Below are 22,871 nucleotides of genomic sequence, written 5' to 3'. Positions count from 1 at the left end.
CTGCAGGCCATGGCGCGCATCCTCTACCTGACCCAGATCGACATCGACTTCGGCGTGCTCTCGCTGTTGCAGTCCGAATGCGAGCGGCTGGGAATCGCCAAGCCGATGGTCGTGACCGACCCCGGCGTGCGCGCCGCCGGCGTGCTGGACCAGGCGCTGGCCGCGCTGGGCACGCTTCCGCACGCGGTGTTCGACGCCACGCCGCCGAACCCCACCGAAGCCGCGGTGCGCGCCGCCGTGGCGGTCTACAAACAGCACGGCTGCGACGGGCTGGTGGCCGTGGGCGGCGGCTCCAGCATCGACCTGGCCAAGGGCGTGGCGATTGCCGCCACGCACCCTGGCCCGCTGAGCCAGTACGCCACCATCGAAGGCGGTGCCGGGCGCATCAGCGCGGCCGCGGCGCCGCTCATCGCGGTGCCGACCACCGCGGGCACCGGCAGCGAGGTCGCGCGTGGTGCGATCCTGATCGTCGACGACGGCCGCAAGCTGGGCTTCCACAACTGGAACCTGATGCCAAAGTCCGCGCTGCTGGACCCTGCGCTGACGCTGACGCTGCCCCCTTCGCTGACGGCCGCCACCGGCATGGACGCGATCGCCCATTGCCTGGAGACCTTCATGTCCGGCGCGGTCAATCCACCGGCGGACGGCATTGCGCTGGACGGCCTGGCGCGCGGCTGGGCCCACATCGAGCGGGCCACGCGCGACGGCGCCGACCGCGAAGCCCGCTGGGCCATGATGAGCGCGAGCATGCAAGGCGCGCTGGCCTTCCAGAAGGGCCTGGGCTGCGTGCATTCGCTCAGCCACAGCCTGGGCGGCAAGAACCCGCGCCTGCACCACGGCACCTTGAACGCGGTCTTCCTGCCGGCCGTGATCCGCTTCAACGCCGCGGCGGAATCGATGCGGCGCGAGAACCGGCTGGCGCGCATGGCGCATGCCGTCGGCCTGCCCGGCTGCGACAGCCAGGGCACCGAACTGGCCGAGGCCGTGCGCGAGTTGAACCTCCGGCTGGGCCTGCCGACCGGCTTGGCACAGATGGGCGTGTCGCCCGAGATCTTCGAGGCGGTGATCGATGGCGCGATGGTCGACCATTGCCACGCAACGAACCCTCGACTCGCCACCCGCGAAGACTACCTGCGACTGCTGCACGACTCGATGTGAAGCTGCGGCCGAAACGTCCGGATACAGGTCTGATACTTGCTTGGAAAACAGGTATCACTAAACCTACAGGACGTTGTTGATGCAGTGCGCAGTAACGGTGCGGCGGCTGAGTGCCGCCGGGGTGGGCGTTGCCTGCTGGGCAACCGCAAGTGCGTGGGCGCAGGCTGCTTCGGACGCGGTCGCAACGGCAGCCTCCGGCGTGGCAGCTGGCGCTGCTTCGGTGCCCGAGGGCGCGACCGCTGCGGCCACCAGCGCGACAGCCACCGCGGTCGCCACCGGCGTGCCGCTGCTGACGCCGGTCGCCCAGATCAGTGCCGGCGACACCGCCTGGATGATCAGCGCCACCGCGCTGGTGCTGCTGATGACGATTCCTGGCCTGGCGCTGTTCTACGCCGGCATGGTGCGCAAGAAGAACGTGCTGGGCACGATGGCCCAGGTGCTGGCCGTCTGCGCGCTGGTCTCGCTGCTGTGGTTTGGCTGGGGCTACAGCCTGGCCTTCATGCCGGGCTCGCCATGGCTGGGCAGCGGCATCGCGACCTTCTTGTCCACGGTGCAGTTCCACAAGGCGGCAGGGCTGGTCAGCACCCATCCTCTCGCGCCGACCATACCCGAGTCGGTGTACGTGATGTTCCAGCTGAGCTTCGCGATCATCACGCCGGCGCTGATCGTCGGCGCCTTCGCCGAGCGCATGCGTTTCGCAGCGTTGCTGTGGTTCATGGGCCTGTGGTCCATCCTGGTGTATTCGCCGGTGGCGCACTGGGTCTGGGCAAGTGATGGCTGGCTGGCCCAGCGTGGTGCGCTGGACTTCGCTGGCGGCACGGTGGTGCACATCAATGCCGGCATTGCCGGGCTGGTGGCAGCCTTCATGCTGGGCAAGCGCAAGGGCTACGGCCAAGTCGCGCTGATGCCTTCGAACCTCGCCTACACGGCCATCGGCGCCTCGCTGCTGTGGGTGGGCTGGATGGGCTTCAACGGCGGCTCTGCAGGTGCGGCAGACGGGCGCGCCGGCATGGCGATGCTGGTCACGCAACTGGGCGCGGCGGCTGCGGCATTGGCCTGGATGCTGGCCGAATGGATCGTGCGGCGCACGCCGACGCTGCTGGGCCTGTGCAGCGGCGCGGTGGCCGGCCTGGTCGCCATCACGCCGGCTTCGGGCTTCGTCAGCCCGACCAGCGCGGTGCTGATCGGCGTGGCGGCCGGCGTGGGCTGCTACTGGGGCGCCACCGGGCTGAAGCGCCTGCTGGGGGCGGACGACTCGCTGGACGTGTTCGGCGTGCACGGCGTGGGCGGCATCATCGGTGCGCTGATGACCGGCTGGCTGGCCGATCCGGAAATCGGCGGTGTCGAAGGCAGCGTGCTGACCCAGGGCCTGGCGGTACTGGCCACGCTGGTCTACAGCGGCGTGGCGAGTGCCGTGATCCTGAGGCTGGTGGACTGGGTGATCGGCCTGCGCATCACCGACAAGCAGGAATCCGACGGGCTGGACCTGAGCCAGCACGGCGAGCGCGTCGAGTGACCACAGCGTGGCTCACGATGGCGCAACAAGGCAGTTCTCTTCTTTTGACGACAACTTAGCCGGAGGTGTGAAGATGCTGGAGAGCGAGAAGCTGGCCATTGCCGCCCACCTGCACGTGGTGATGCGGCGCAAGATGGGCCGTGTCACCGATGTGGAATGGCTGGTACGCAGCCCTGAATATGCCCGCGAGATCATTCGCGTGGCGCTGGCCGAAGTGGCGCACCCGGAACTGGTCGAGTGGGGCCAGCGTTTCCTGGCCGCCATGTTCCCGCCGCCAGCCGAAGCGCGGGCCGTGCCAGCCCGTGCCATGGCAGAGCGCCACACGCCTTCGGGCTTCGGCGAGAGCCGTTTCGGCCGCAGCACCAATGCCCCCACCGCCCCGCCGCCCGCACGTTACGTGGGCAGGCTGCGCTGACAGGCTTGCGTTGACGAAAAAGGCCCGGTTGCGGGTTGGCAACCGGGCCTTTTTGTCTGGCTTGACGACCTCGACCATCGTCACCGCAGCGCGGCCGGCGCCGAGCCGCCTCAAGGCGGCCGCGCCAACCCGCCCGGCGGGTGGTTTGCCGTACCCGGCGAACCGGGTGCCCCGTTTTAATGGAACTGTTCTTCTTCGGTCGAGCCGGTCAGCGCCTTGACGCTGGAGCTGCCGCCCTGGATCACGGTGGTCACGTCGTCGAAGTAGCCGGCTCCCACTTCCTGCTGGTGCGAAACAAAGGTGTAGCCTTGTTCGCGGGCCTTGAACTCGGGCTCCTGCACCATGTCCACGTAGTGCTTCATGCCTTCGCCGTTGGCATAGGCGTTGGCAAACTTGAAGGTGTTGAACCAGTTGATGTGGATGCCGGCCAGCGTGATGAACTGGTACTTGTAGCCCAGTGCCGACAGTTCATCCTGGAAGCGCGCGATCGTGCGGTCGTCCAGGTTCTTCTTCCAGTTGAAGGACGGCGAGCAGTTGTAGCTCAGCAGCTTGCCCGGGCTCTTGGCATGCACGGCCTGCGCGAACTCACGGGCGAAGCCCAGGTCCGGCGTGCCGGTTTCGCACCACACCAAGTCCGCGTAGGGTGCGTAGGCCACGCCGCGGCTGATGGCCTGCTCCAGGCCGTTCTTGACGCGGTAGAAGCCTTCCTGTGTGCGCTCGCCGGTCAGGAAGGGCTTGTCGTTCGCGTCGTGGTCGCTGGTGATCAGGTTGGCGGCTTCCGCGTCGGTGCGGGCCAGCACGATGGTCGGCACACCCATCACGTCCGCGGCGAAACGCGCGGCCAGCAACTTCTCGATGGCTTCCTGCGTCGGCACCAGCACCTTGCCACCCATGTGGCCGCACTTCTTGACGGCGGCCAGCTGGTCTTCGAAGTGCACGCCGGCAGCGCCCGCGGCAATCATGTTCTTCATCAGCTCGAAGGCGTTCAGCACGCCGCCGAAGCCGGCTTCCGCATCGGCCACGATGGGCAGGAAGTAATCGATGAACTGCTCGTCGCCCGGGTTGATGCCGCGCGACCACTGGATCTCGTCGGCCCGCTTGAAGGTGTTGTTGATGCGGCGGACCATGGTGGGCACCGAGTCGTAGGCGTACAGCGACTGGTCCGGGTACATGGTCTCGGAGCTGTTGCCGTCGGCGGCCACCTGCCAGCCCGACAGGTACACCGCTTCCAGGCCGGCCTTGGCCTGCTGCATCGCCTGGCCGGCGGTGATCGCCCCGAAAGCGTTCACGTAGCCCTTCTTGGCGCCACCGTTGATCTTGTTCCACAGCGTCTCGGCACCGCGCTGGGCCAGCGTGTATTCGGGCTGCAGGCTGCCGCGCAGGCGCACCACGTCAGCACCGGAATAGCCACGCTTGACACCCTTCCAGCGGGGGTTCTCAGCCCAGTCTTTTTGCAGGGCGGCAATCTGTTGTTCGCGGGTCAGCTTCGTCATCGGGAGCTCCATCAGGTAGGTCGGATCGGGAGTCGATCGGGTGTCGAAAAGTGAGGTCAACTGAGTGACAACCTGGACCCAAGTGTGCGCGCCGAGCCAGCTGGAGGGAAGACTTATGTCTTATATAAGAGTGAAGTTTGTTTTCAATGAAATCAATGACTTAACTTAAAAATATCGCAATGTGAGAGTTGGAATTTCACTATGAAAAATGGAGTCGACGTTTTCGTCGGCTACATTCCGCATCGTGAAAGCGCCTTTCCGTCATGGGAAATCCGGCGCGGCGCCGCGGCAACCCAGGCAGGACGAACGCGCCAAGGCGCCTTCGGCTCCTTATGATGGCCGCCGCCGAGTTGCTCGGCCGGGTCGAGACCCCTTCGGTGATCCCCGTTCCAGTTCCTGAGAAAGCGCTGCCCGATGTCCGGCTTCCCGTTCCTGTCCCAGACCACCTTCCTGCAGGTGCCACCGCTTGCCAGCAGCCAGACCTTCGGCCTGGCCGGCGTCGCTTGGGACGGCTGCGTGACCAACCGACCTGGGGCGCGCTTTGGCCCGCGCAGCATCCGCCAGGCCAGCCACATGCTCTGCGACGGCACGCATCCGCTGTTCGACGTGGACTTGGCCGGCTGCCTGGGCGACGCCGGCGACCTGCGCTTGCCCAACACCAGCCTGGAAGGCATGCGCGAGGCGATGATGCCGCTGATCCGCCCGCTGATCGCTAGCCACCACATGGCCTGGCTGGGCGGCGACCACTCGATCACGCTGCCGCTGCTGCGCGCCTACCGCGCCCAGGTCGGCCAGCCGCTGGCTGTCATCCATTTCGACGCCCACTGCGACACCTGGGAGGACCATTTTGGCGAACCCAGCGGCCACGGCACCTGGGTCTACGAAGCGATCCAGGAAGGCCTGGTGATGCCGGAGTGCTTCACGCAACTGGGCATTCGCTCGGCAGGCGTGCGGGAAGCGAGGGAATACGTGCGCGACCAGGGCGGCCAGATCTTCACCGCGCGTGACCTGCGCGGCCTGGAGAGCCCCGCGCAGCTGGTCCCGGTGCTCAGCGCCATCCGCGAGCGGCTGGCCGCGCATGGCCACCCTCCGCTGTACCTGAGCCTGGACATCGACTGCCTGGACCCGGCCTTTGCGCCCGGCACCGGCACGCCCGAGCCCGCCGGCATGACGACCAACCAGCTTTTCAGCATCGTCGAGGAACTGGCCGACCGGCCCTTCATCGGCATGGACTGCGTGGAAGTGTCCCCGCCGTTCGACCAGAGCGAGCTGACCAGCCTGGCCGCCTCGCAGATCGTCTGGACCTACCTGTGCGGCCAGCGCAAGCGGTTGGGGATCTGAAAACCTAAAGCGGCAACGCGGTGGTTTTTTTGACCGTTCGCAGCACCAGCATCGAGTTCGACCGTTCCACGCCTGGCAGGTGCATCAGCACCTGGGTGTGGAAACGCTCCAGGTCCTCGGCGTCGCGGTAGGCGAAGCGGATCAGGTAGTCGTTCGAGCCGGCCACGTAGTAGCAGTCCAGCACCTGCGGCTCGGCCCGCACAGCCTGCTCGAAGGCTTCGAGCAGGCTGTTGCTCATGGTTTCGAGGTTGATGATGGTGAAGCTGGTGCCCGTCTGGCCCACGGCCTTGGGGTTCAGCAGCGCCACGTACTGCGCGATCACGCCTTCGTCTTCCAGCTGCTTGACGCGCCGGAGGCAGGCCGAGGGCGACAAATGCACCCGCTGCGCCAGCTCCACGTTGGTGAGCTTGCCGTCGAGTTGCAGCTCCGACAGGATGGCCCGGTCAATCGCGTCCAGATGCATCAGTTGCATACCGGCCTGTGATGAAAATTGCGGCGATTTGGAGATGCTTCGCATATTGTTTCAAGATTCTACGTCCGGTTCGCATGAAATTGCGCCGCGGGGCTAGCGCCCCTGCCAACGCGCAAGCACATTGCGCGCCGGCTTGGCTAGACTGCTCTTCGTTGCCAAATGCCACTTGAAGCAGCGCCGAAGCGTGATGTGGATCACACCGCCGCCGCCAAGTCCTTGAGGAACCGCCATGACCGCCGACCTTGACGCCTACTGGATGCCGTACACGGCCAATCGCCAGTTCAAAAAGGCGCCACGCCTTCTGACCAGGGCTTCCGGCATGCATTTCTGGAACGACGAAGGCCGGCAGATCCTCGACGGCGTTGCAGGCCTGTGGTGCGTCAACGCGGGCCATGCCCGTCCGCGCATCGTGCAGGCGATCGCCGAGCAGGCCGCCGAGATGGACTACGCGCCGCCGTTCCAGATGGGCCACCCCAAGGCCTTCGAGCTGGCCCGCCGCGTGGCGGACCTGGCGCCCGGCGACATGAACAAGGTCTTCTTCACCAACTCCGGCTCCGAAGCCGTGGAGACGGCGCTGAAGATGGCCCTGGCCTACCACCGCGTGCGCGGCGAAGGCCAGCGCACCCGGCTGATCGGCCGCGAGCGTGGCTACCACGGCGTCAACTTCGGCGGCATGTCGGTCGGCGGCATCGTGGGCAACCGCAAGATGTTCGGCAGCATGCTGGGCGGCGTGGATCACATCCGCCACACCCACGACCTGGCCCGCAACGCCTTCAGCGTCGGCCAGCCGGCCAACGGTGCGGAACTGGCGGACGACCTGGAGCGACTGTGCGCACTGCACGACCCTTCGACCATCGCCGCGGTGATCGTCGAGCCCGTCGCTGGCTCCACCGGCGTGCTGATCCCGCCGCAAGGTTACCTGCAGCGCCTTCGCGAGATCTGCGACCGCCACGGCATCCTGCTGATCTTCGACGAGGTCATCACGGGCTTCGGCCGCACCGGCAACCCGTTTGCCGCGCAGACTTTCGGCGTCACGCCGGACCTGATGAGCTGCGCCAAGGGCCTCACCAACGGCGCCGTGCCGATGGGTGCGGTGATCGCCCGCCAGCATGTCTACGACGCTTTCATGCAGGGCCCGGAGCAGGCAATCGAGTTCGCCCATGGCTACACCTATTCGGCCCACCCACTGGCTTGCGCCGCCGGCCTGGCCACGCTGGACACCTACGAGGAAGAAGGCCTGCTGACCCGCGCTGGCGAGCTGCAGTCGTATTTGGCCGAATCGCTGCATTCGCTGAAGGACGCGCCGCACGTGATCGACGTGCGCAACATCGGCCTGGTCGGCGGCATCGAGCTGACGCCGCGCCCCGGCGCACCGACCGCGCGGGCCTTCGACGTGTTCCTGGACTGCTACGCCGCTGGCGTGATGGTGCGCACCACGGGCGACACGGTTGCGCTGTCGCCGCCGCTGATCATCAGCCGCGAGCAGATCGACCAGATCGTCGGCACCTTGCGCATCGCCATCGGCCGCGTGGCCTGAGACCCTTCCCGTTCTTCTCTTTCCACCCTGCTGTATCTGACTTCCAGAGGGCTTGCCTAGCGCCTACCTTATGACCTTCCTCAGCGTCGACCGCGATCTCGCCCGCCATTCGTACTACGCCGCCACGGCCCCGCGCACGCAGGGTCACGCTGCGCTTTCCGGCGACCTCGAAGCCGACGTGGCCATCGTCGGCGGCGGCCTGGCCGGCCTGACGGCCGCGCTGGACCTGGCCAAGCTGGGCCGCAAGGTCGTGCTGCTGGAGGCCAGGCAGGTGGGCTGGGGCGCCAGTGGGCGCAACGGCGGGCAGGCCATCCACGGCCTGGCCTGCGACCAGACCGAGATCGAAGCCCAACTGGGTCTGGACGACGCCCGCAAGGTCTGGGGCATGACGCTGGAAGCGCTGGACCTGCTGCGCCAGCGCATTCGCCAGCACAACATCGAGTGCGACTGGCGCGACGGTTACCTGGGCGTGGCCACCAGTGCGCGCAAAGGCGCGGCGCTGGCCGAATGGGCCGAGCGCATGGCGCGGGTCTACAACACCAAGTTCACGCCGGTGCCGCACGAGCGCATTGGCGACTGGATCGCCAGCCCGCGCTACCACTCCGGCCTGCACGACCCGCACTCCGGTCACCTGCACCCGCTCAAATACGCGCTGGGCATCGCGCGCGCCGCCGCCGAAGCCGGCGTGCAGATCTTCGAGAACTCACCCGTCACGGCGATGACGCCCGGCGCCACGGTCACCCTGCACACCTCTGGCGGCAAGGTGCGCGCGCCGCAGGTGCTGCTGGCCGGCAACGTCTACCTGCAGGGCGTGGCCCAGGCGCTGGAGCCGCGCATCATGCCGGTCGGCACCTACATCGTCTGCTCCGAGGCACTCGATCCCGGCCTCGCCTCCTCGCTGGTGCCTTCGGGCTCGGCCGTCTGCGACACCAACTTCGTGCTGGACTACTTCCGCCCGACCGCCGACCACCGCATGCTGTACGGCGGCCGCGTCAGCTACAGCACCGTCACGCCGCCGAACCTGGCCGAGACGATGAGGAAGCGCATGGTCGGCACCTTCCCGCAGCTGAAAAACGCCAGGGCCGAGTTCGCCTGGGGCGGCTTCGTCGACATCACGATGAACCGCGCGCCCGACTTTGGCCGCCTGCCGGACGGGCACCAGAACGTGTATTACCTGCAAGGCTTCTCCGGCCACGGCCTGGCGCTGACCGGCCTGGCTGGCCGGCTGGTGACCGAGGCCATGACCGGCGACGCGAGCCGCTTTGACGTCTTCGCACGCATCAAGCACCATGCCTTCCCGGGCGGGCGCTTGCTGCGCACTCCAGCACTGGTGCTGGGCATGGCCTGGTACCAGCTGCGGGACTTGCTGGGTTGAACCGAAACATTTCCAGGACCGTTCCAGGACGATTGCCATGAACGACATGACCCTGCCCTCCTCGATTGCCGCAACGCATGACGGCGCGGCCGCACCGATGCGCAAGCCGGTGGTGCTGGTGCCCGCCTGCAACCGCATGCTGGGCGAACACCCGTTCCACGTCGCCGGCAAGAAGTACCTCGATGCGGTGCGCCTGTCTGGCGGCCAGCCGCTGATCGTGCCGTCTGCCGAGGCGGACGAGATTGACGCGCTGCTGGACCTGGCCGATGGCGTGTTCCTCACCGGCTCGCCGTCCAATGTGCATCCCAGCCACTTCGGCGAAGAGGTGCTGAACCCGGCCCTGCCGCTGGACCCGCTGCGCGACAGCTGGACGCTGCCCTTGATCCGCCGCACGCTGGCACGCGGCATCCCGCTGTTCGCGATCTGCCGCGGTGCACAGGAGACCAACGTGGCGCTGGGCGGCTCGCTGCACCAGGCCGTGCATGACGTGGCCGGCCACCATGACCACCGCGCGCCCGACGGCGAACCGGCTGCCGTGCAGTACGGCCCGGCGCATGCGGTGCAGGTGCAGGCCGGCGGCGTGCTGGCCAGCCTGTTCGGCAGCGGCGACTTTCCGGTCAACTCGGTGCACGGCCAGGCGGTGAACCGGCTGGCGGACGGCCTGCGGGTCGAAGCCCGCGCGCCGGACGGGCTGGTCGAAGCGTTTTCAGTCGAAGGCGGCGCGGGCTTCAGCCTGTGCGTGCAATGGCATCCGGAATGGCAGGCTGCGCAGAACCCGCAATCGGTCGCGATGCTGAAGGCCTTTGGCGAAGCCTGCCGGCGGCATCAGGCTGCACACCATCCAGCAGCAGTTCAACCGGGCGCAAACAAGGCCTGACCCAACAGAACCCCGGGGCCCGCGCGGCCCGGCGCCAGGCGCAGCAGTCTGCCAGGCGACATTCCGCGCGCAATGCAAAGTCAAAGCAGGTGCCACCATGGCCAGCAGAGAACAATTCAATTTCAGCGAGCTGGAGAACTGGCTCAACCAACACCGTGTCACCGAGATCGAGTGCCTCGTGCCCGACCTCACCGGTGTGGCGCGCGGCAAGATCCTGCCGCGCCAGAAGTTCACCGAGGACCGCGGCATGCGGCTGCCCGAGGCCATTGTGGCGATGGGCGTGACGGGAGAATTCCCGGAAGAAGGCCCGTACTACGACGTGATCCACCCGACGGACCGAGACATGCACCTGCGGCCCGACCCGGCCACCGTGCGCATCGTGCCCTGGGCCACCGACCCGACCGCGCAAGTCATCCACGACTGCTACGACCGCGACGGCAACCTGGTGCCTTTTGCGCCGCGCTCGGTGCTGCGCCGCGTCTGCGACCTGTTCGCCGCCGAAGGCTGGGAACCCGTCGTGGCGCCGGAGCTGGAGTTCTACCTGGTCGCCCGCAACACCGACCCCGACATGCCGCTGAAGCCGCCGGTCGGCCGCAGCGGCCGCAGCGAAACCTCGCGCCAAGCCTATTCGATCGACGCGGTCAACGAGTTCGACCCGCTGTTCGAAGACGTCTACGACTACTGCGAGAAGATGGAGCTGAACGTGGACACGCTGATCCACGAAGTCGGCGCCGGCCAGATGGAGATCAACTTCTTCCACGCCCACCCGCTGGGCCTGGCCGACGAAGTCTTCTTCTTCAAGCGCACCGTGCGCGAGGCCGCGCTGCGCCACGACATGTTCGCTACCTTCATGGCCAAGCCGATTGCCGGCGAGCCGGGCAGCGCGATGCACGTGCACCAGAGCCTGGTCAGCAAGATGACCGGCAAGAACATCTTCAGCAACGAAGACGGCACCGCCAGCGACGAGTTCTACTGGTACATCGGCGGCCTGCAGAAGTACATCCCGGCAGCGATGGCGCTGTTTGCCCCGTACGTCAACAGCTACCGCCGCCTCTCGCGCAACACCGCTGCGCCGATCAACATCCAGTGGGGCAGCGACAACCGCACCGTCGGCATCCGTTCGCCGGTGGCCTCGCCCTCGGCACGCCGGATCGAGAACCGCGTGATCGGTGCCGATGCCAACCCCTACGTGGCACTCGCCGCCACGCTGGCCTGCGGCTACCTGGGCATCAAGAACAAGATCGCACCGGCCGCGGAATGCAAGGGCGACGCCTACCTCGGCGAGTACCAGCTGCCACGCAGCCTGGGCGAAGCGCTGGAACTGCTGCGCCAGGACACCGACCTGGCCGAAGTGCTGGGCAAGGACTTCATCACGGTCTACACCGAGGTGAAAGAGATCGAGCACGCCGAGTTCATGAAGGTGATCTCGCCGTGGGAACGTGAGCATCTGCTGCTCCACGTCTAAGAAGCTGCCCAAAACCATTGCGCGGTCACCTCACAAGGGTGGCCGTTTTTCAAGGAGCCTCCCCATGCAAAACAACATCGTCATCCAGGCCCCGGCCGTGGCCACCAAGCGCACGACGCGCGAATGGCAGCAAGCCGATTCGGCGCACTTCCTGCACCCGTTCACCGACCATGGCGGCCTTTCCCGCAAGGGCTCGCGCATCATCACCAAGGCAGAGAACATCTACCTTTGGGACAGCGAAGGCCACAAGCTGCTGGACGCCATGAGCGGCCTGTGGTGCGTCAACGTTGGCTATGGCCAGCAGGCGCTGGTGGACGCAGCCACGCGGCAGCTGAAAGAGCTGCCGTTCTACAACGCGTTTTTCCAGACCGCCACGCCGCCTTCGATCGAAGCTGCCGAGCTGATCTCTTCGGTCACGCCGCCCGGTTTCGAGCATGTGTTCTTCACCGGTTCGGGCTCCGAAGGCAACGACACCGTGGTGCGCATGGTGCGCCGCTACTGGGACATCCTGGGCCAGCCGGAACGCCAGGTCATCATCGGCCGCGTCAACGGTTACCACGGCTCGACGATGGCCGGCGCCTCATTGGGGGGCATGAGCGGCATGCATGCACAAGGTGGGTTGCCGATCCCCAACATCGTGCACATCGACCAGCCCTACCAGTTCGAACACGGCCGCGGCATGGACCGTGACGCCTTCGGCCTGAAGGCCGCAAGCTGGCTGGAAGACAAGATCCTCGCTGTCGGCCCGGAGAAGGTCGCGGCCTTCATCGGCGAGCCGGTGCAAGGCGCTGGCGGCGTGATCATTCCGCCGAAGAGCTACTGGCCCGAGATCCAGCGCATCTGCGACAAGTACGGCATCCTGCTGGTGTCCGACGAAGTCATCTGCGGCTTCGGCCGCACGGGCAACTGGTTCGGCTGCGAGACCATGGGCAGCAAGCCCGACCTGATGACCTTCGCCAAGGGCGTGACCTCCGGCTACATCCCGCTGGGTGGCGTGGCCGTCGGCGGGCGCGTGGCCAAGGTGCTGATCGAGCAAGGCGGCGAGTTCCAGCACGGCTTCACCTACTCGGGCCATCCGGTGGCTTGCGCAGTGGCGGTGGCCAACATCAAGCTGATCCAGCAGCTCAAGCTGGTCGAGCATGTTCGCGACGATGTCGGCCCGTATCTTGCACAGCAGTTCGCAAGCTTGCGCGACCATCCTTTGGTCGGCGAAACGGAGACATGCGGACTGATGGGTGCGATGCTGCTGGTGAAGGACAAATCCACCGGCACGACCTTCCCAGGCGAAGTGGACATCGGCATGGTGTGCCGCGGCCACTGCTTCGCCAACGGCTTGATCATGCGTGCGGTGGGCGACCGCATGATCATCGCGCCACCGCTGGTGATGACCCGCGCTCAGATCGACGAGATGATGGCGCTGATCCGCCGCTGCCTCGACCTGACGCTGGCCGACGCCACAAAAAACGGCTGGATTTAAGGGTGCCCCCAGACCTGTCGCTTCGCGTCAGGCCCCCCGAGGGGGATGAGAAACCTTGGGGCGGCCCGGCGGTTTCTCATGCCGCCGCCGCGCTGCCCCAGGCGTTACCGCGCCCACCTGCAGCGCCAGCTTTTTCGTGTTCGCCCGGGGCGTCACGGCCCTGTTCGTCTCCTAGACTGCAAGCTGAAGCAGTGCACCGCTGCCCCACCGGCGTGTGCCCTGAGTTTGACAACCCGCATCTGTGACCCCCCGGAGGAATATCTTCATGAAGTTCAAGTCTGTGCGTTCGGTTCTGTCGCTGGCCATGGCCGCGCTCTCGCTCTCAATGGTCGGCGGCGCCGCCATGGCCCAGGAAGAGGAGAAGGTCCTCAACATCTACAACTGGTCCGACTACATCGCCGAAGACACGATCGCGAACTTCGAGAAGGAAACCGGCATCAAGGTCCGCTACGACAATTTCGACAACAACGAAATCGTCCATGCCAAGCTGGTTGCCGGCAAGACGGGTTACGACGTGGTCGTGCCTTCGTCGAACTGGGCCAAGCTGCAAGCCGAAGGCGGCCTGCTGCGCAAGCTGGACAAATCGCTGCTGCCCAACCTGAAGAACCTGGATCCGGCGATCCAGGCCCAGCTGGCCAACATGGACCCGGGCAACCAGTACATGGTCGACTGGCTGTGGGGCTACACCACCGTCGGCATCAACGTCGACAAGGTCAAGGCGGCGCTGGGCGGCACGCCGATGCCGGACAACGTCTGGGACCTGGTCTTCAAGCCGGAATACATCTCCAAGATGAAGTCCTGCGGCGTGTCCTTCCTGGACTCCGCCACCGAAGTCGTGCCGGCCGCGCTGCACTACCTCGGCAAGCCTTCGTTCAGCAAGTCGCCCAGCGACTACGCTGCCGCCACCACGCTGCTGAAGTCCGTGCGTCCTTATGTGACGCTGTTCAGCTCGTCGGGCTACATCAACGACATGGCCAACGGCTCGGTCTGCCTGGCGCTGGGCTGGTCCGGTGACATCAACATCGCGCGCCAGCGGGCCATCGAAGGCAAGACCGGCCAGAAGCTCGAAGCCCTGATCCCGAAGACCGGCGGCCTGTTGTTCTTCGACGTGATGGTCATCCCGGCCGACGCCGCCCACCCCGGCAATGCGCACAAGTGGATCAACTACATCATGCGCCCCGAGGTCGATGCGAGCCTGACCAACAAGGTCTTCTACGCCAACCCGAACAAGGAATCGCTGAAGTTCGTCAAGCCGGAAGTGGCGACCAATCCGACCGTGTTCCTGTCGCCCGCCGACCTGCAGAAGATGGCCGCACCGGACTCGCTGAACAACGACCTGCGCCGCCTGATGACGCGCACCTACACCTCGTTCAAGACCGGTCTGTAAGGCGCCCGCCCGCATCATGACGAACTCTCCCGCCAGCGTCTCCCGCCCGACCAGCAGCGTTAGCACTTCCGGCGCTGACAGCACCTACCTCCAGATCCAGAACGTGGTGAAGGACTTCGGTGGCTACAAGGCCGTCAACAACGTCAGCCTGGACATCGCCAAGGGCGAGATCTTCGCGCTGCTCGGCTCGTCGGGCTGCGGCAAGACGACCTTGCTGCGCATGCTGGCGGGCTTCGAGACGCCCACGTCCGGCCGCATCATCCTGAACGGCCAGGACCTGGCGGGGCTGCCGCCTTACGACCGGCCGCTGAACATGATGTTCCAGTCGTATGCGCTGTTCCCTCACCTCACCGTGTGGGACAACATCGCCTTCGGCCTGCGCCGCGACGGCCTGCCCAAGGAGCAGGTCGCAGCGCGCGTGGAAGCCATGCTGAAACTGGTGCAGTTGGCCAAGTTCGCCAAGCGCAAGCCGCACCAGCTGTCCGGCGGCCAGCAGCAGCGCGTGGCGCTGGCGCGCAGCCTGGCCAAGCAGCCGCAGATGCTGCTGCTCGACGAACCGCTGGGTGCGCTGGACAAGAAACTGCGCGAGGAAACGCAGATCGAGCTGGTCAACATCATCGAGCAGGTCGGCGTGACCTGCGTGATGGTGACCCATGACCAGGAAGAAGCCATGACCATGGCCTCGCGCATCGCGGTGATGAGCGAAGGTCGCTTCCTGCAGGTCGGCACGCCGGGCGAGGTCTATGAGACCCCGCAGACCCGCTTCGTCGCCGACTTCATCGGCAACGTGAACCTGATGGAAGGCACGGTCGAGGTCGACGAGGCCGACCACGTCATCATCGCCAGCCCGGACTGCAAGCACTACGTCGGCCATGGCATCACCGGCACGCTGGGCATGCAGGTCACCGTCGCGCTGCGGCCGGAAAAGATCGTCATCGACCGCAGCCCACCGCCAGACGAGTTCAACCGGGTGCAGGGCACGATCGAGGAAATGTCCTACTTCGGCAGCTTCACCGTCTACCGGCTGAAGCTGGCGAGCGGCGAGATGCTGAAGGTCAGCATGGCCAACACCGTGCGCCAGCGCGAAGACGCGCTGACCTGGGGCGACAGCGTCTGGGCGCACTGGTCGCGCTCGTCCCACGTGGTGCTGACCCAGTGAGCGCCGCCGTGTCGACCCCCGCCACTGTCGCAACCACGCCTGCCCGCAAACGGCCGAAGTGGCTGACCGGCCGCTTCGGCGTCATTGCCCTGCCCTACGGCTGGCTGCTGGTTTTTTTCCTGCTGCCTTTCCTGATCCTGGTCAACTTCAGCGTGTCCGAGATGGGCGCGGTGGTGGCCAAGGACCTGGTCAGCTACAAGGACGGCCTGCTGACGCTGACACTGAAGCTGGGCAACTACGTCTTCATCACCGAAGACGAGCTGTACTGGATGACCTACGTCGCCAGCCTGAAGTACGCGGCCATCACCGCCGTGCTGTGCCTGCTGATCGGCTACCCGTTCGCCTACTTCATGGCCCGGGCCAAGAGCACGCTGCAGCCAACCCTGCTGATGCTGGTGATGCTGCCGTTCTGGACCTCGTTCCTGCTGCGCGTGTATGCCTGGAAAGGCTTGCTGAGCGAACACGGCTGGGTTTCGGACTTCCTCATCGGCACCGGGCTGGACCAGGTGCTGGCCTGGGCCCACCTGATCCCCGCGCCGGGCAAGCTGATGAACACACCGTTCTCGCTGGTGCTGGGCATGGTCTACACCTACGTGCCCTTCATGATCCTGCCGCTGTACTCCAACCTGTCGAAGATGGACGTGCGGCTGCTGGAAGCGGCGGCAGACCTGGGCGCGACTGCCTGGGTCGCGTTCTGGAAGATCACGGTGCCGCTGTCCAAGGCCGGCATCATCGCCGGCACCATGCTGGTGTTCATCCCCTGCGTCGGCGAATTCGTCATCCCTGAGCTGCTGGGCGGCCCGGAGACGCTGATGATCGGCCGCGTGGTCTGGGATGAGTTCTTCTCGAACAACGACTGGCCGATGGCCTCCAGCGTGGCCGTGGTGATGATCCTCTTGATCATCGTGCCGCTGGCCTTCTTCAGCAAATACCAGGCAGAAGCCCAGGAGGCCCGCTGATGTTGCGCACCTCTCCCGCTTTCAACCGCTGCTTCGGCCGCGCCTGGCTGGTCCTCGGCTATGCCTTCCTTTACCTGCCCATCCTGGCGCTGGTGCTGTTCTCGTTCAACGACTCGCCGGTGGCCAACGTCTGGCGCGGCTTCACGCTGAAGTGGTACAGCGCGCTGGCCCGCGACGGCGAGATGCTCAGCGGCCTTTGGCTGTCGGCCAAGATCGCATTTTTCACCGCCTGCGGCTCGGTCATCCTGGGCACCTTCGCGGCCTTCGCGCTGGTCAAGTACAAGCGCTTTTTCGGCCGCACGCTGTTCTCCGGCATGGTCAACGCGCCGCTGGTCATGCCCGAGGTCGTGGTCGGCCTGTCGCTGTTGCTGATGCTGGTCTCGGTGCAGCGCATCACCGGCTTCCCGGAGCGTGGCGCCAGCACCATCTGGCTGGGCCATTTGCTGCTGGGCATGGCCTATGCCACGGTGGTAGTGCAGGCCCGGCTGCAGGAGCTGAACCCCTCGCTGGAAGAGGCCGCGATGGACCTTGGCGCGCGCCCGCGCCAGGTGTTCTTCCTGGTCACGCTGCCGATGATCTCGCAGGCGCTGATGTCGGCCTGGTTGCTGACCTTCACGCTGTCGCTGGACGACGTGGTGCTGTCGGCCTTCCTGTCCGGCCCTGGCTCCACGACCATGCCGCTGGTGATCTTCTCTCGCGCCCGGCTGGGGCTGAATCCCAGCGTCAATGCGGTGGCCACGCTGATCGTGCTGGCGGTGTCCATCGGCGTGATCGCGGCCAGCTACCTGATCGCCCGCGGCGAGCGACGCCGCCAACAGGAAATGGCCGCCGCCGCTCGCAATTGAATCCCGTGCTCATGTGCCGACTGGTTGCTGCCTGAGGAGGCACGCCAGCCTGGTTTGGATAGGTCCGCCCCCGGACCCGCAGCTCACGTCGAAAACCCAGAAAGAAGGCATCCACGATGAACGTTCTCCGCCCCTCCCTGCTGATGCTCGCACTGGCCGCCGCCTTCCCGGCGATGGCGCAGTCCAACGAGGAACTGCTGAAGGAACTCCAGGCCCTGAAGGCCCGCATCGGCCAGCTGGAAGCCAAGCTGGGCGCCACGCCGGCGCCAGCCGCGCCCGCCACGCAGCCGCAATGGGGCATGACGCCCGAGCAGTCGGCAGAGTTCAACCGCATCGCCGCGAAGACCGAAGCCATCCAGGACAACCTGCAGGACAAGGGCTTCATGGGCCTGAAGATCTCCGGCTACATCGAACCCACCTATGTGTGGAACCAGCGCCAGAACCGGGCCGGCTTCCAGTTCCTGAACCAGCAGTCCGACGGTTATGCCTACGACACCTCGTACTTCGGCGCCGCCTCGATCGACTTCCTGAAGGAAACCGACAGCGGCACGATCTGGCACCTGACGCTGGCACCGAACCGCGGCGTGGGCGCCGCCATCGATGGCGCCAGCATCGTGCAGGAAGCCACCGTCTCGGTCGCGCTGACCGACCAGAACACCCGCTTCATCGCCGGCCAGATCCCGGACTGGTCCGGCTACGAATACCAGCAGCCCACGCTGAACCCGCTGACCAGCCACAACCTGCTGTATGACTTCACACTGCCCGTCGGCTACACCGGCGCCGGCCTGGACTTGAAGGACGGCAAGTGGTGGGTGCGCACCGCCATCGCCAACCTGAATGCCCCAGTTCACCAGGCCGGCGACAAGTCCGCGGTGTGGGCGCTGCGGCTGGACTACGCCAAGGGCGAATACGACGGTTGGGGCTTTGCCAGCGTGGTCGGCAAGACGCCGAACTTCAACACCGGGACCAACACGATGTCCTTCATCGCCGAGGCCGACGGCTACTTCACCCGCGGTGACCTGACGCTGCAAGGCCAGGTCGCCTACGGCCAGCAGAAGGAAGGCGCGATCACCCCCGCGGCCGACGGCAGCTGGCGCGACTCACGCTGGATCGGCGCCTCGGGCCTGGTCGGCTTCATGTTCACGCCGCGCCTGCAGGGCCTGCTGCGTGCCGATTACATCTACAACCGCAAGAACGGCGGCGGCCTGTTCGGCTACAACGGTTACTCCGGTGCCGACGAAAACGGCGACTTGGCCTATGGCAACGACGGTCGCAACGGCCTGGGCCCGGACCTGAACGGCGACCTGGACAAGGGTGCGAACCGCTTCGCGGTGACCATCGGCGGCAAGTACGCGGTCGACACCGCCACCACGGTCAAGCTGGAGTACCGCCTGGACGGCGCCGACCGCCCGGTCTTCGAAGACGTGCGCAACGGCACGTTCAAGAAGACCAACAGCATGATCGCCACCTCGGTCGTCGTGGCCTTCTAAGCAGCACTGCGCGCAGGGCGAACACACCGCCTTGCGCCGGCAAGCCATACAAAGGCGGACCACCGCCTTGCCTGCGGGGCCGCCATGAGGCGGCCCTTTCTTTCTCGACACTCCGGAGACTTCAGATGAGCACTCCCATCAACTGGACCGAACGCGCCACCACGCTGCAGTTCGACGGCCGCGCCGTGATCAACGGCCAACGGGTCGCCGCTTTGGATGGCCAGACCTTTGCCAAGCACTCTCCCGTGGACAACCGCCTGCTCGGCGCCGTCGCCCGCGGCCAGGCGGCCGACGTCGACGCCGCCGTGAAGGCCGCCCGCGCGGCCTTCGACGACCGCCGCTGGGCCGGCCAGCCGCCTGCCGCGCGCAAGAAGGTGCTGCAGCGCTTTGCCGAGAAGATCCTGGCCGCCGGTGAAGAACTGGCGCTGCTGGAGACGCTGGACATGGGCAAGCCGGTGCAGTATTCGCTGGGCGTGGACGTGTCAGCCACCGCACGCTGCATCGCCTGGTACGGCGAAGCCGTGGACAAGGTTTACGACGAGATCGCGCCGACTGGTGACAGCGCGCTGGCCCTCATCACCCGCGAGGCCATGGGCGTGATCGGCGCCATCGTGCCCTGGAACTACCCGATGATCATGGCCGCCTGGAAGCTGGGCCCGGCCCTGGCCGCCGGCAATTCCGTCGTGCTCAAGCCCAGCGAAAAGAGCCCGTACACCGCCGCCCGCCTGGCCGAGCTGGCCGTGGAAGCCGGCCTGCCGCCCGGCGTCTTCAACGTCGTACCCGGCTATGGCCACGAGGCCGGCGAGGCGCTGGCGCTGCACATGGACGTGGACGCCATCGGCTTCACCGGCTCCACCCGCGTGGGCCGCCGCATGCTGGACTACGCAGGCCGCTCCAACCTCAAGCGCGTCTACAACGAGCTGGGCGGCAAGTCCGCCTTCCTGGTATTCGACGACTTCAAGGACATCGCCCGCGCCGCGCAAACCGTCGCCGGCAGCATGTTCTTCAACCAGGGCGAAAGCTGCAACGCGCCCTCGCGCGTGCTGGTGCACGATAGCGTGGCGGATGAGTTCGTCAAGCTGGTGGCCGCCGAGGCGCCGAAGTACGCCGCGGGCGACCCGCTGAGCGGCAAGGCAGAACTCGGCGCGCTGGTGGACGAAACCCAGATGCGCACCGTGCTCGGCTACATTGACGCAGGCAACACCGAAGGCGCACGCTGCGTGGCCGGCGGCCGCCAGGCGCGCAGCGAAACCGGTGGCTACTACGTCGAACCGACGGTGTTCGACGGCGTGACCAACGACATGAAGATCGCCCGCGAGGAAATCTTCGGCCCGGTGATGAGCATCATCCGCTTCAACACCGAAGCCGAGGCCGTCGCGATGGCCAATGCCTCCAGTTACGGCCTGCAGGCCAGCGTGTGGAGTGACAGCCTGAACCGCGCCCACCGCGTTTCGCGCGCACTGCGCGCCGGCACCGTGCATGTCAACCAGTATGACGAAGACGACATCACCGTGCCGTTTGGCGGCTACAAGCAGAGCGGCAACGGTCGCGACAAGTCACTGCACGCGTTCGACAAGTACACCGAGTTGAAGACGACCTGGATCCGGCTGGATTGAACGCATGGTGGAGGAATTGAAAGCGCGCCTCGCCGCGCAGGGCGTGCACACGCTGATCGCCCAGTTCGCCGACGTGCACGGCACCGCCAAAGGCAAGTACGTGCCGCTGGCGCACCTGGACGATCTGCTCAAGACGGGCGCCGGCTTTGCCGGCCCGTCCATCTGGGGCACGGCCTTGCCGCGCACCGGTGCGCGGGCCGAGTACTACGCGCGGCCGGCCGAGGACAACATCCAGGCGCTGCCTTGGATGCCCGGTTACGCGCTGGCCACCAGCAGCGGCTTCGTGGACGGGCAGCCCTTCGAGGCTTGCCCGCGCCAGGTGCTGCAGCGTGCCACCGCGCGGCTGGCCGAACGGGGCTGGCGGCTGAAGACCGGCATCGAGCCGGAGTTCTTCCTGTTGAAGCAACAAGGCGGCCGGTGGCTGCCAGCCGACGACGCCGACCGCCTGGACAAGCCCAGCTACGACCTCAAGTCCATGCCGCGCCAGGCCGCCTTCCTGCAGGCGCTGGGCCGGGCGTTGACGGACGCCGGGCTGGATGTTCTGCAGCTGGATCACGAGGACGCGCACGGCCAGTACGAGGTGAACTTCGCGTTCGACGAAGCGCTGGCCAGCGCCGATCACCTGATGCTGTTCAAGCTCGCCGCGCACACGCTGGCCGAGCAGCACGGCACCGTGTTCTCGATGATGCCCAAGCCGTTTGCCAACCAGCCGGGCAGCGGGCTGCACTTCCATGTGTCGCTGTGGGACGAGGCGAACCGCTGCGTGTTTGCGCCGGTGGCGGACGAGCCGGGCGCGCTGTTGTCGCCGCTGGCGCGCCACTTCATCGGCGGCGTGCTGGCGCACTCGGCGGCGCTGTGCGCGCTGGCCGCGCCCACGGTCAACAGCTACAAGCGGCTGGTGGTCGGCGAGTCGCTGTCGGGCACAAGCTGGGCACCGGCCTGTGTGGCGCACGGGCCGAACAACCGCACCGCGGTCGTGCGCACCCTGCCCGGCCGCTTCGAATGGCGCCTGCCGGATGCCAGCGCGAACCCATACCTGGCGACCGCGGCGCTGATTGCCGCCGGGCTGGACGGCATTGACCGCCAGCTGGACCCGGGGCCGGACTGCACCGAGGACCTGTTCGCGCTGTCGCTGGGCGAGATCCGCGCGCGTGGCATCGCGCTGCTGCCGCAGTCGCTGGACGAAGCGGCAGACGCACTCGCCGCGGACGAAGTGGTGCAAGCCGCGCTCGGCCCGGTGCTGAGTGCCGAGTTCGTGCGGCTGAAGAAGGCCGAGTGGCTGGCTTATGCCCGCCATGTGAGCGACTGGGAACTGCAGCGCTACGCGGCAGCGTTCTGAAGTTGAGCGCGCATGACGTGAGAGGCCGCGGGCTGGCCTATGCCTGCCTCGCGGCCAGCATGATGCTGGTGGGCAGCTACGTGGCGCTGTCCAAGTCGCTGGTGGCCGTGTTCCCGGTCTTCCTGCTCGCCTGGTTGCGCTTTGGCATTGCCGCGATCGCCATGCTGGGCTGGGTGCGGCGCGCGCCGGCCGAGCCGCGGCTGAGCGCCGGCGACCGCAAGCTGCTGTTCTTCGAGAGCTTCCTGGGCAACTTCTTGTTTTCAATCTGCATGCTGTTCGGCGTGCAGGCCACCTCGGCCGTGGCGGCCGGCGTGGTGATGGCCGGCATTCCGGCGGCGGTGGCGCTGCTGTCGCGCTTCTGGCTGGGCGAGAAGCTGCAGCCACGCGTGATGGCCGGCATTGCCTGCGCGGTGGCCGGCATTGCGCTGCTGGCGCTGGCACGCGGCAGCCAGCCGGCGGCGCAGCAGGCGCCCTGGTGGGGCTATGTGCTGCTGCTGGGCGCGGTGTTCTGCGAGGCCTGCTACGTGGTCATCGGCAAGCGGCTGACGGCCCAGGTTTCGCCCAAGCGCATCAGCGCGCTGATCAACCTTTGGGGCTTGGCGCTGGTCACGCCGCTGGGCCTGTGGCAGGCCACGCGGTTCGACTTCGCCATCGTCGCGCCGGCCAGCTGGGGCCTGCTGCTGTTTTATGCGGTGGCGGCCAGCATGGTCACCGTGTGGCTGTGGATGGCTGGGCTGCGCCATGTGCCGGCCCAGCAGGCGGGGGTGTTCAGCGTGATGCTGCCGCTTGCCGCCACCGCAGTCGGCGTGCTGTGGCTGGGCGAGTCGCTGGGGCTGGCCCAGGCACTGGCACTGGGCCTGGCACTGGCTGGCCTGTTGCTGGCGACCTGGCCAGGGTCTTCCCCAGGTGATCGCCCGCCTGCGGGGTGAGGAAACCCGACTGTCAACATT

At 66.7% G+C, this 22,871-nt stretch carries 19 protein-coding genes; 17 read left to right on the top strand and 2 right to left on the bottom strand.

The genetic code is table 11. The features are described 5' to 3' along the window. Positions 1–9 precede the first annotated feature (9 nt). From ACAH41_RS27330 to ACAH41_RS27320, 3 genes are all read left to right on the top strand, one after another. Positions 10–1,158 (top strand): iron-containing alcohol dehydrogenase, encoded by a 1,149-nt coding sequence (locus ACAH41_RS27330; RefSeq protein WP_370538692.1) that lies wholly within the window; start codon positions 10–12, stop codon positions 1,156–1,158. Positions 1,159–1,237: 79 nt separating this feature from the next. Then, the gene (locus ACAH41_RS27325) at positions 1,238–2,674 is read left to right on the top strand and encodes an ammonium transporter (protein WP_370538691.1); all 1,437 of its coding nucleotides are present in this window, start codon (positions 1,238–1,240) and stop codon (positions 2,672–2,674) included. Between the two features lie 73 nt (positions 2,675–2,747). Then, positions 2,748–3,089 carry a hypothetical protein gene (locus ACAH41_RS27320; protein ID WP_325655316.1) on the top strand — a complete coding sequence of 114 codons (342 nt, stop codon included), beginning with the start codon at positions 2,748–2,750 and terminating at the stop codon, positions 3,087–3,089. 176 nt (positions 3,090–3,265) lie between these two features. On the opposite strand, the gene aceA is transcribed toward ACAH41_RS27320, so the two are convergent. After that, on the bottom strand, positions 3,266–4,582 hold the full coding sequence (aceA, locus tag ACAH41_RS27315) for an isocitrate lyase (RefSeq protein WP_325655317.1): 1,317 nt from the start codon (positions 4,580–4,582) through the stop codon (positions 3,266–3,268). A 414-nt stretch (positions 4,583–4,996) separates the two neighbouring features. On the opposite strand from aceA, the gene speB reads away from it, so the two are divergent. Beyond that, positions 4,997–5,923: an agmatinase gene (gene speB, locus ACAH41_RS27310; RefSeq protein WP_325655318.1), complete on the top strand. Its 927-nt coding sequence runs from the start codon at positions 4,997–4,999 to the stop codon at positions 5,921–5,923. A gap of 4 nt (positions 5,924–5,927) precedes the next feature. On the opposite strand, the gene ACAH41_RS27305 is transcribed toward speB, so the two are convergent. Further along, positions 5,928–6,386, bottom strand: a complete 459-nt coding sequence (locus tag ACAH41_RS27305; RefSeq protein ID WP_325655364.1) for an Lrp/AsnC family transcriptional regulator — start codon at positions 6,384–6,386, stop codon at positions 5,928–5,930. 238 nt (positions 6,387–6,624) lie between these two features. Here ACAH41_RS27305 and ACAH41_RS27300 point away from each other — a divergent pair, with 238 nt between their 5' ends. The 13 genes from ACAH41_RS27300 to ACAH41_RS27240 all read left to right on the top strand — a co-directional run bounded on the left by ACAH41_RS27300 (position 6,625) and on the right by ACAH41_RS27240 (position 22,850). Beyond that, positions 6,625–7,932 (top strand): aspartate aminotransferase family protein, encoded by a 1,308-nt coding sequence (locus tag ACAH41_RS27300; RefSeq protein ID WP_325655319.1) that lies wholly within the window; start codon positions 6,625–6,627, stop codon positions 7,930–7,932. Positions 7,933–8,002: 70 nt separating this feature from the next. Then, the gene (locus ACAH41_RS27295) at positions 8,003–9,307 is read left to right on the top strand and encodes an FAD-binding oxidoreductase (protein WP_325655320.1); all 1,305 of its coding nucleotides are present in this window, start codon (positions 8,003–8,005) and stop codon (positions 9,305–9,307) included. A 46-nt stretch (positions 9,308–9,353) separates the two neighbouring features. Then, positions 9,354–10,184: a gamma-glutamyl-gamma-aminobutyrate hydrolase family protein gene (locus tag ACAH41_RS27290; RefSeq protein WP_370538734.1), complete on the top strand. Its 831-nt coding sequence runs from the start codon at positions 9,354–9,356 to the stop codon at positions 10,182–10,184. Positions 10,185–10,281: 97 nt separating this feature from the next. Continuing rightward, on the top strand, positions 10,282–11,649 hold the full coding sequence (locus tag ACAH41_RS27285; RefSeq protein WP_141285500.1) for a glutamine synthetase family protein: 1,368 nt from the start codon (positions 10,282–10,284) through the stop codon (positions 11,647–11,649). Positions 11,650–11,713: 64 nt separating this feature from the next. Further along, entirely contained in the window at positions 11,714–13,126 is a 1,413-nt protein-coding gene (locus ACAH41_RS27280) for an aspartate aminotransferase family protein (protein ID WP_325655321.1), read from the top strand. A 304-nt stretch (positions 13,127–13,430) separates the two neighbouring features. After that, positions 13,431–14,513, top strand: a complete 1,083-nt coding sequence (locus ACAH41_RS27275; protein ID WP_325655366.1) for a polyamine ABC transporter substrate-binding protein — start codon at positions 13,431–13,433, stop codon at positions 14,511–14,513. Positions 14,514–14,529: 16 nt separating this feature from the next. Further along, positions 14,530–15,672, top strand: coding sequence for a polyamine ABC transporter ATP-binding protein (locus tag ACAH41_RS27270; RefSeq protein ID WP_325655322.1), 1,143 nt, complete (start codon positions 14,530–14,532; stop codon positions 15,670–15,672). 8 nt (positions 15,673–15,680) lie between these two features. Then, positions 15,681–16,631 (top strand): ABC transporter permease subunit, encoded by a 951-nt coding sequence (locus tag ACAH41_RS27265; RefSeq protein ID WP_325655367.1) that lies wholly within the window; start codon positions 15,681–15,683, stop codon positions 16,629–16,631. Beyond that, complete coding sequence (locus tag ACAH41_RS27260) at positions 16,631–17,476, top strand: ABC transporter permease subunit (protein ID WP_325655323.1); 846 nt, start codon at positions 16,631–16,633, stop codon at positions 17,474–17,476. The genes ACAH41_RS27265 and ACAH41_RS27260 overlap by 1 nt, the downstream gene beginning before the upstream one ends. Before the next feature lie 116 nt (positions 17,477–17,592). Continuing rightward, on the top strand, positions 17,593–18,966 hold the full coding sequence (locus ACAH41_RS27255) for a DUF3138 family protein (RefSeq protein WP_325655324.1): 1,374 nt from the start codon (positions 17,593–17,595) through the stop codon (positions 18,964–18,966). A 125-nt stretch (positions 18,967–19,091) separates the two neighbouring features. Continuing rightward, the gene (locus ACAH41_RS27250; RefSeq protein ID WP_325655325.1) at positions 19,092–20,582 is read left to right on the top strand and encodes an aldehyde dehydrogenase; all 1,491 of its coding nucleotides are present in this window, start codon (positions 19,092–19,094) and stop codon (positions 20,580–20,582) included. A gap of 4 nt (positions 20,583–20,586) precedes the next feature. Further along, positions 20,587–21,921, top strand: coding sequence for a type III glutamate--ammonia ligase (glnT, locus tag ACAH41_RS27245; RefSeq protein ID WP_325655326.1), 1,335 nt, complete (start codon positions 20,587–20,589; stop codon positions 21,919–21,921). A gap of 59 nt (positions 21,922–21,980) precedes the next feature. Then, positions 21,981–22,850 carry a DMT family transporter gene (locus tag ACAH41_RS27240; protein ID WP_370538733.1) on the top strand — a complete coding sequence of 290 codons (870 nt, stop codon included), beginning with the start codon at positions 21,981–21,983 and terminating at the stop codon, positions 22,848–22,850. Positions 22,851–22,871 lie beyond the last annotated feature (21 nt).

The organism is Ideonella sp. (genome assembly GCF_041287625.1).
In the GTDB taxonomy this organism is placed as follows: domain Bacteria; phylum Pseudomonadota; class Gammaproteobacteria; order Burkholderiales; family Burkholderiaceae_C; genus Ideonella.
This window is presented reverse-complemented; position numbering and strand designations above follow the sequence as displayed.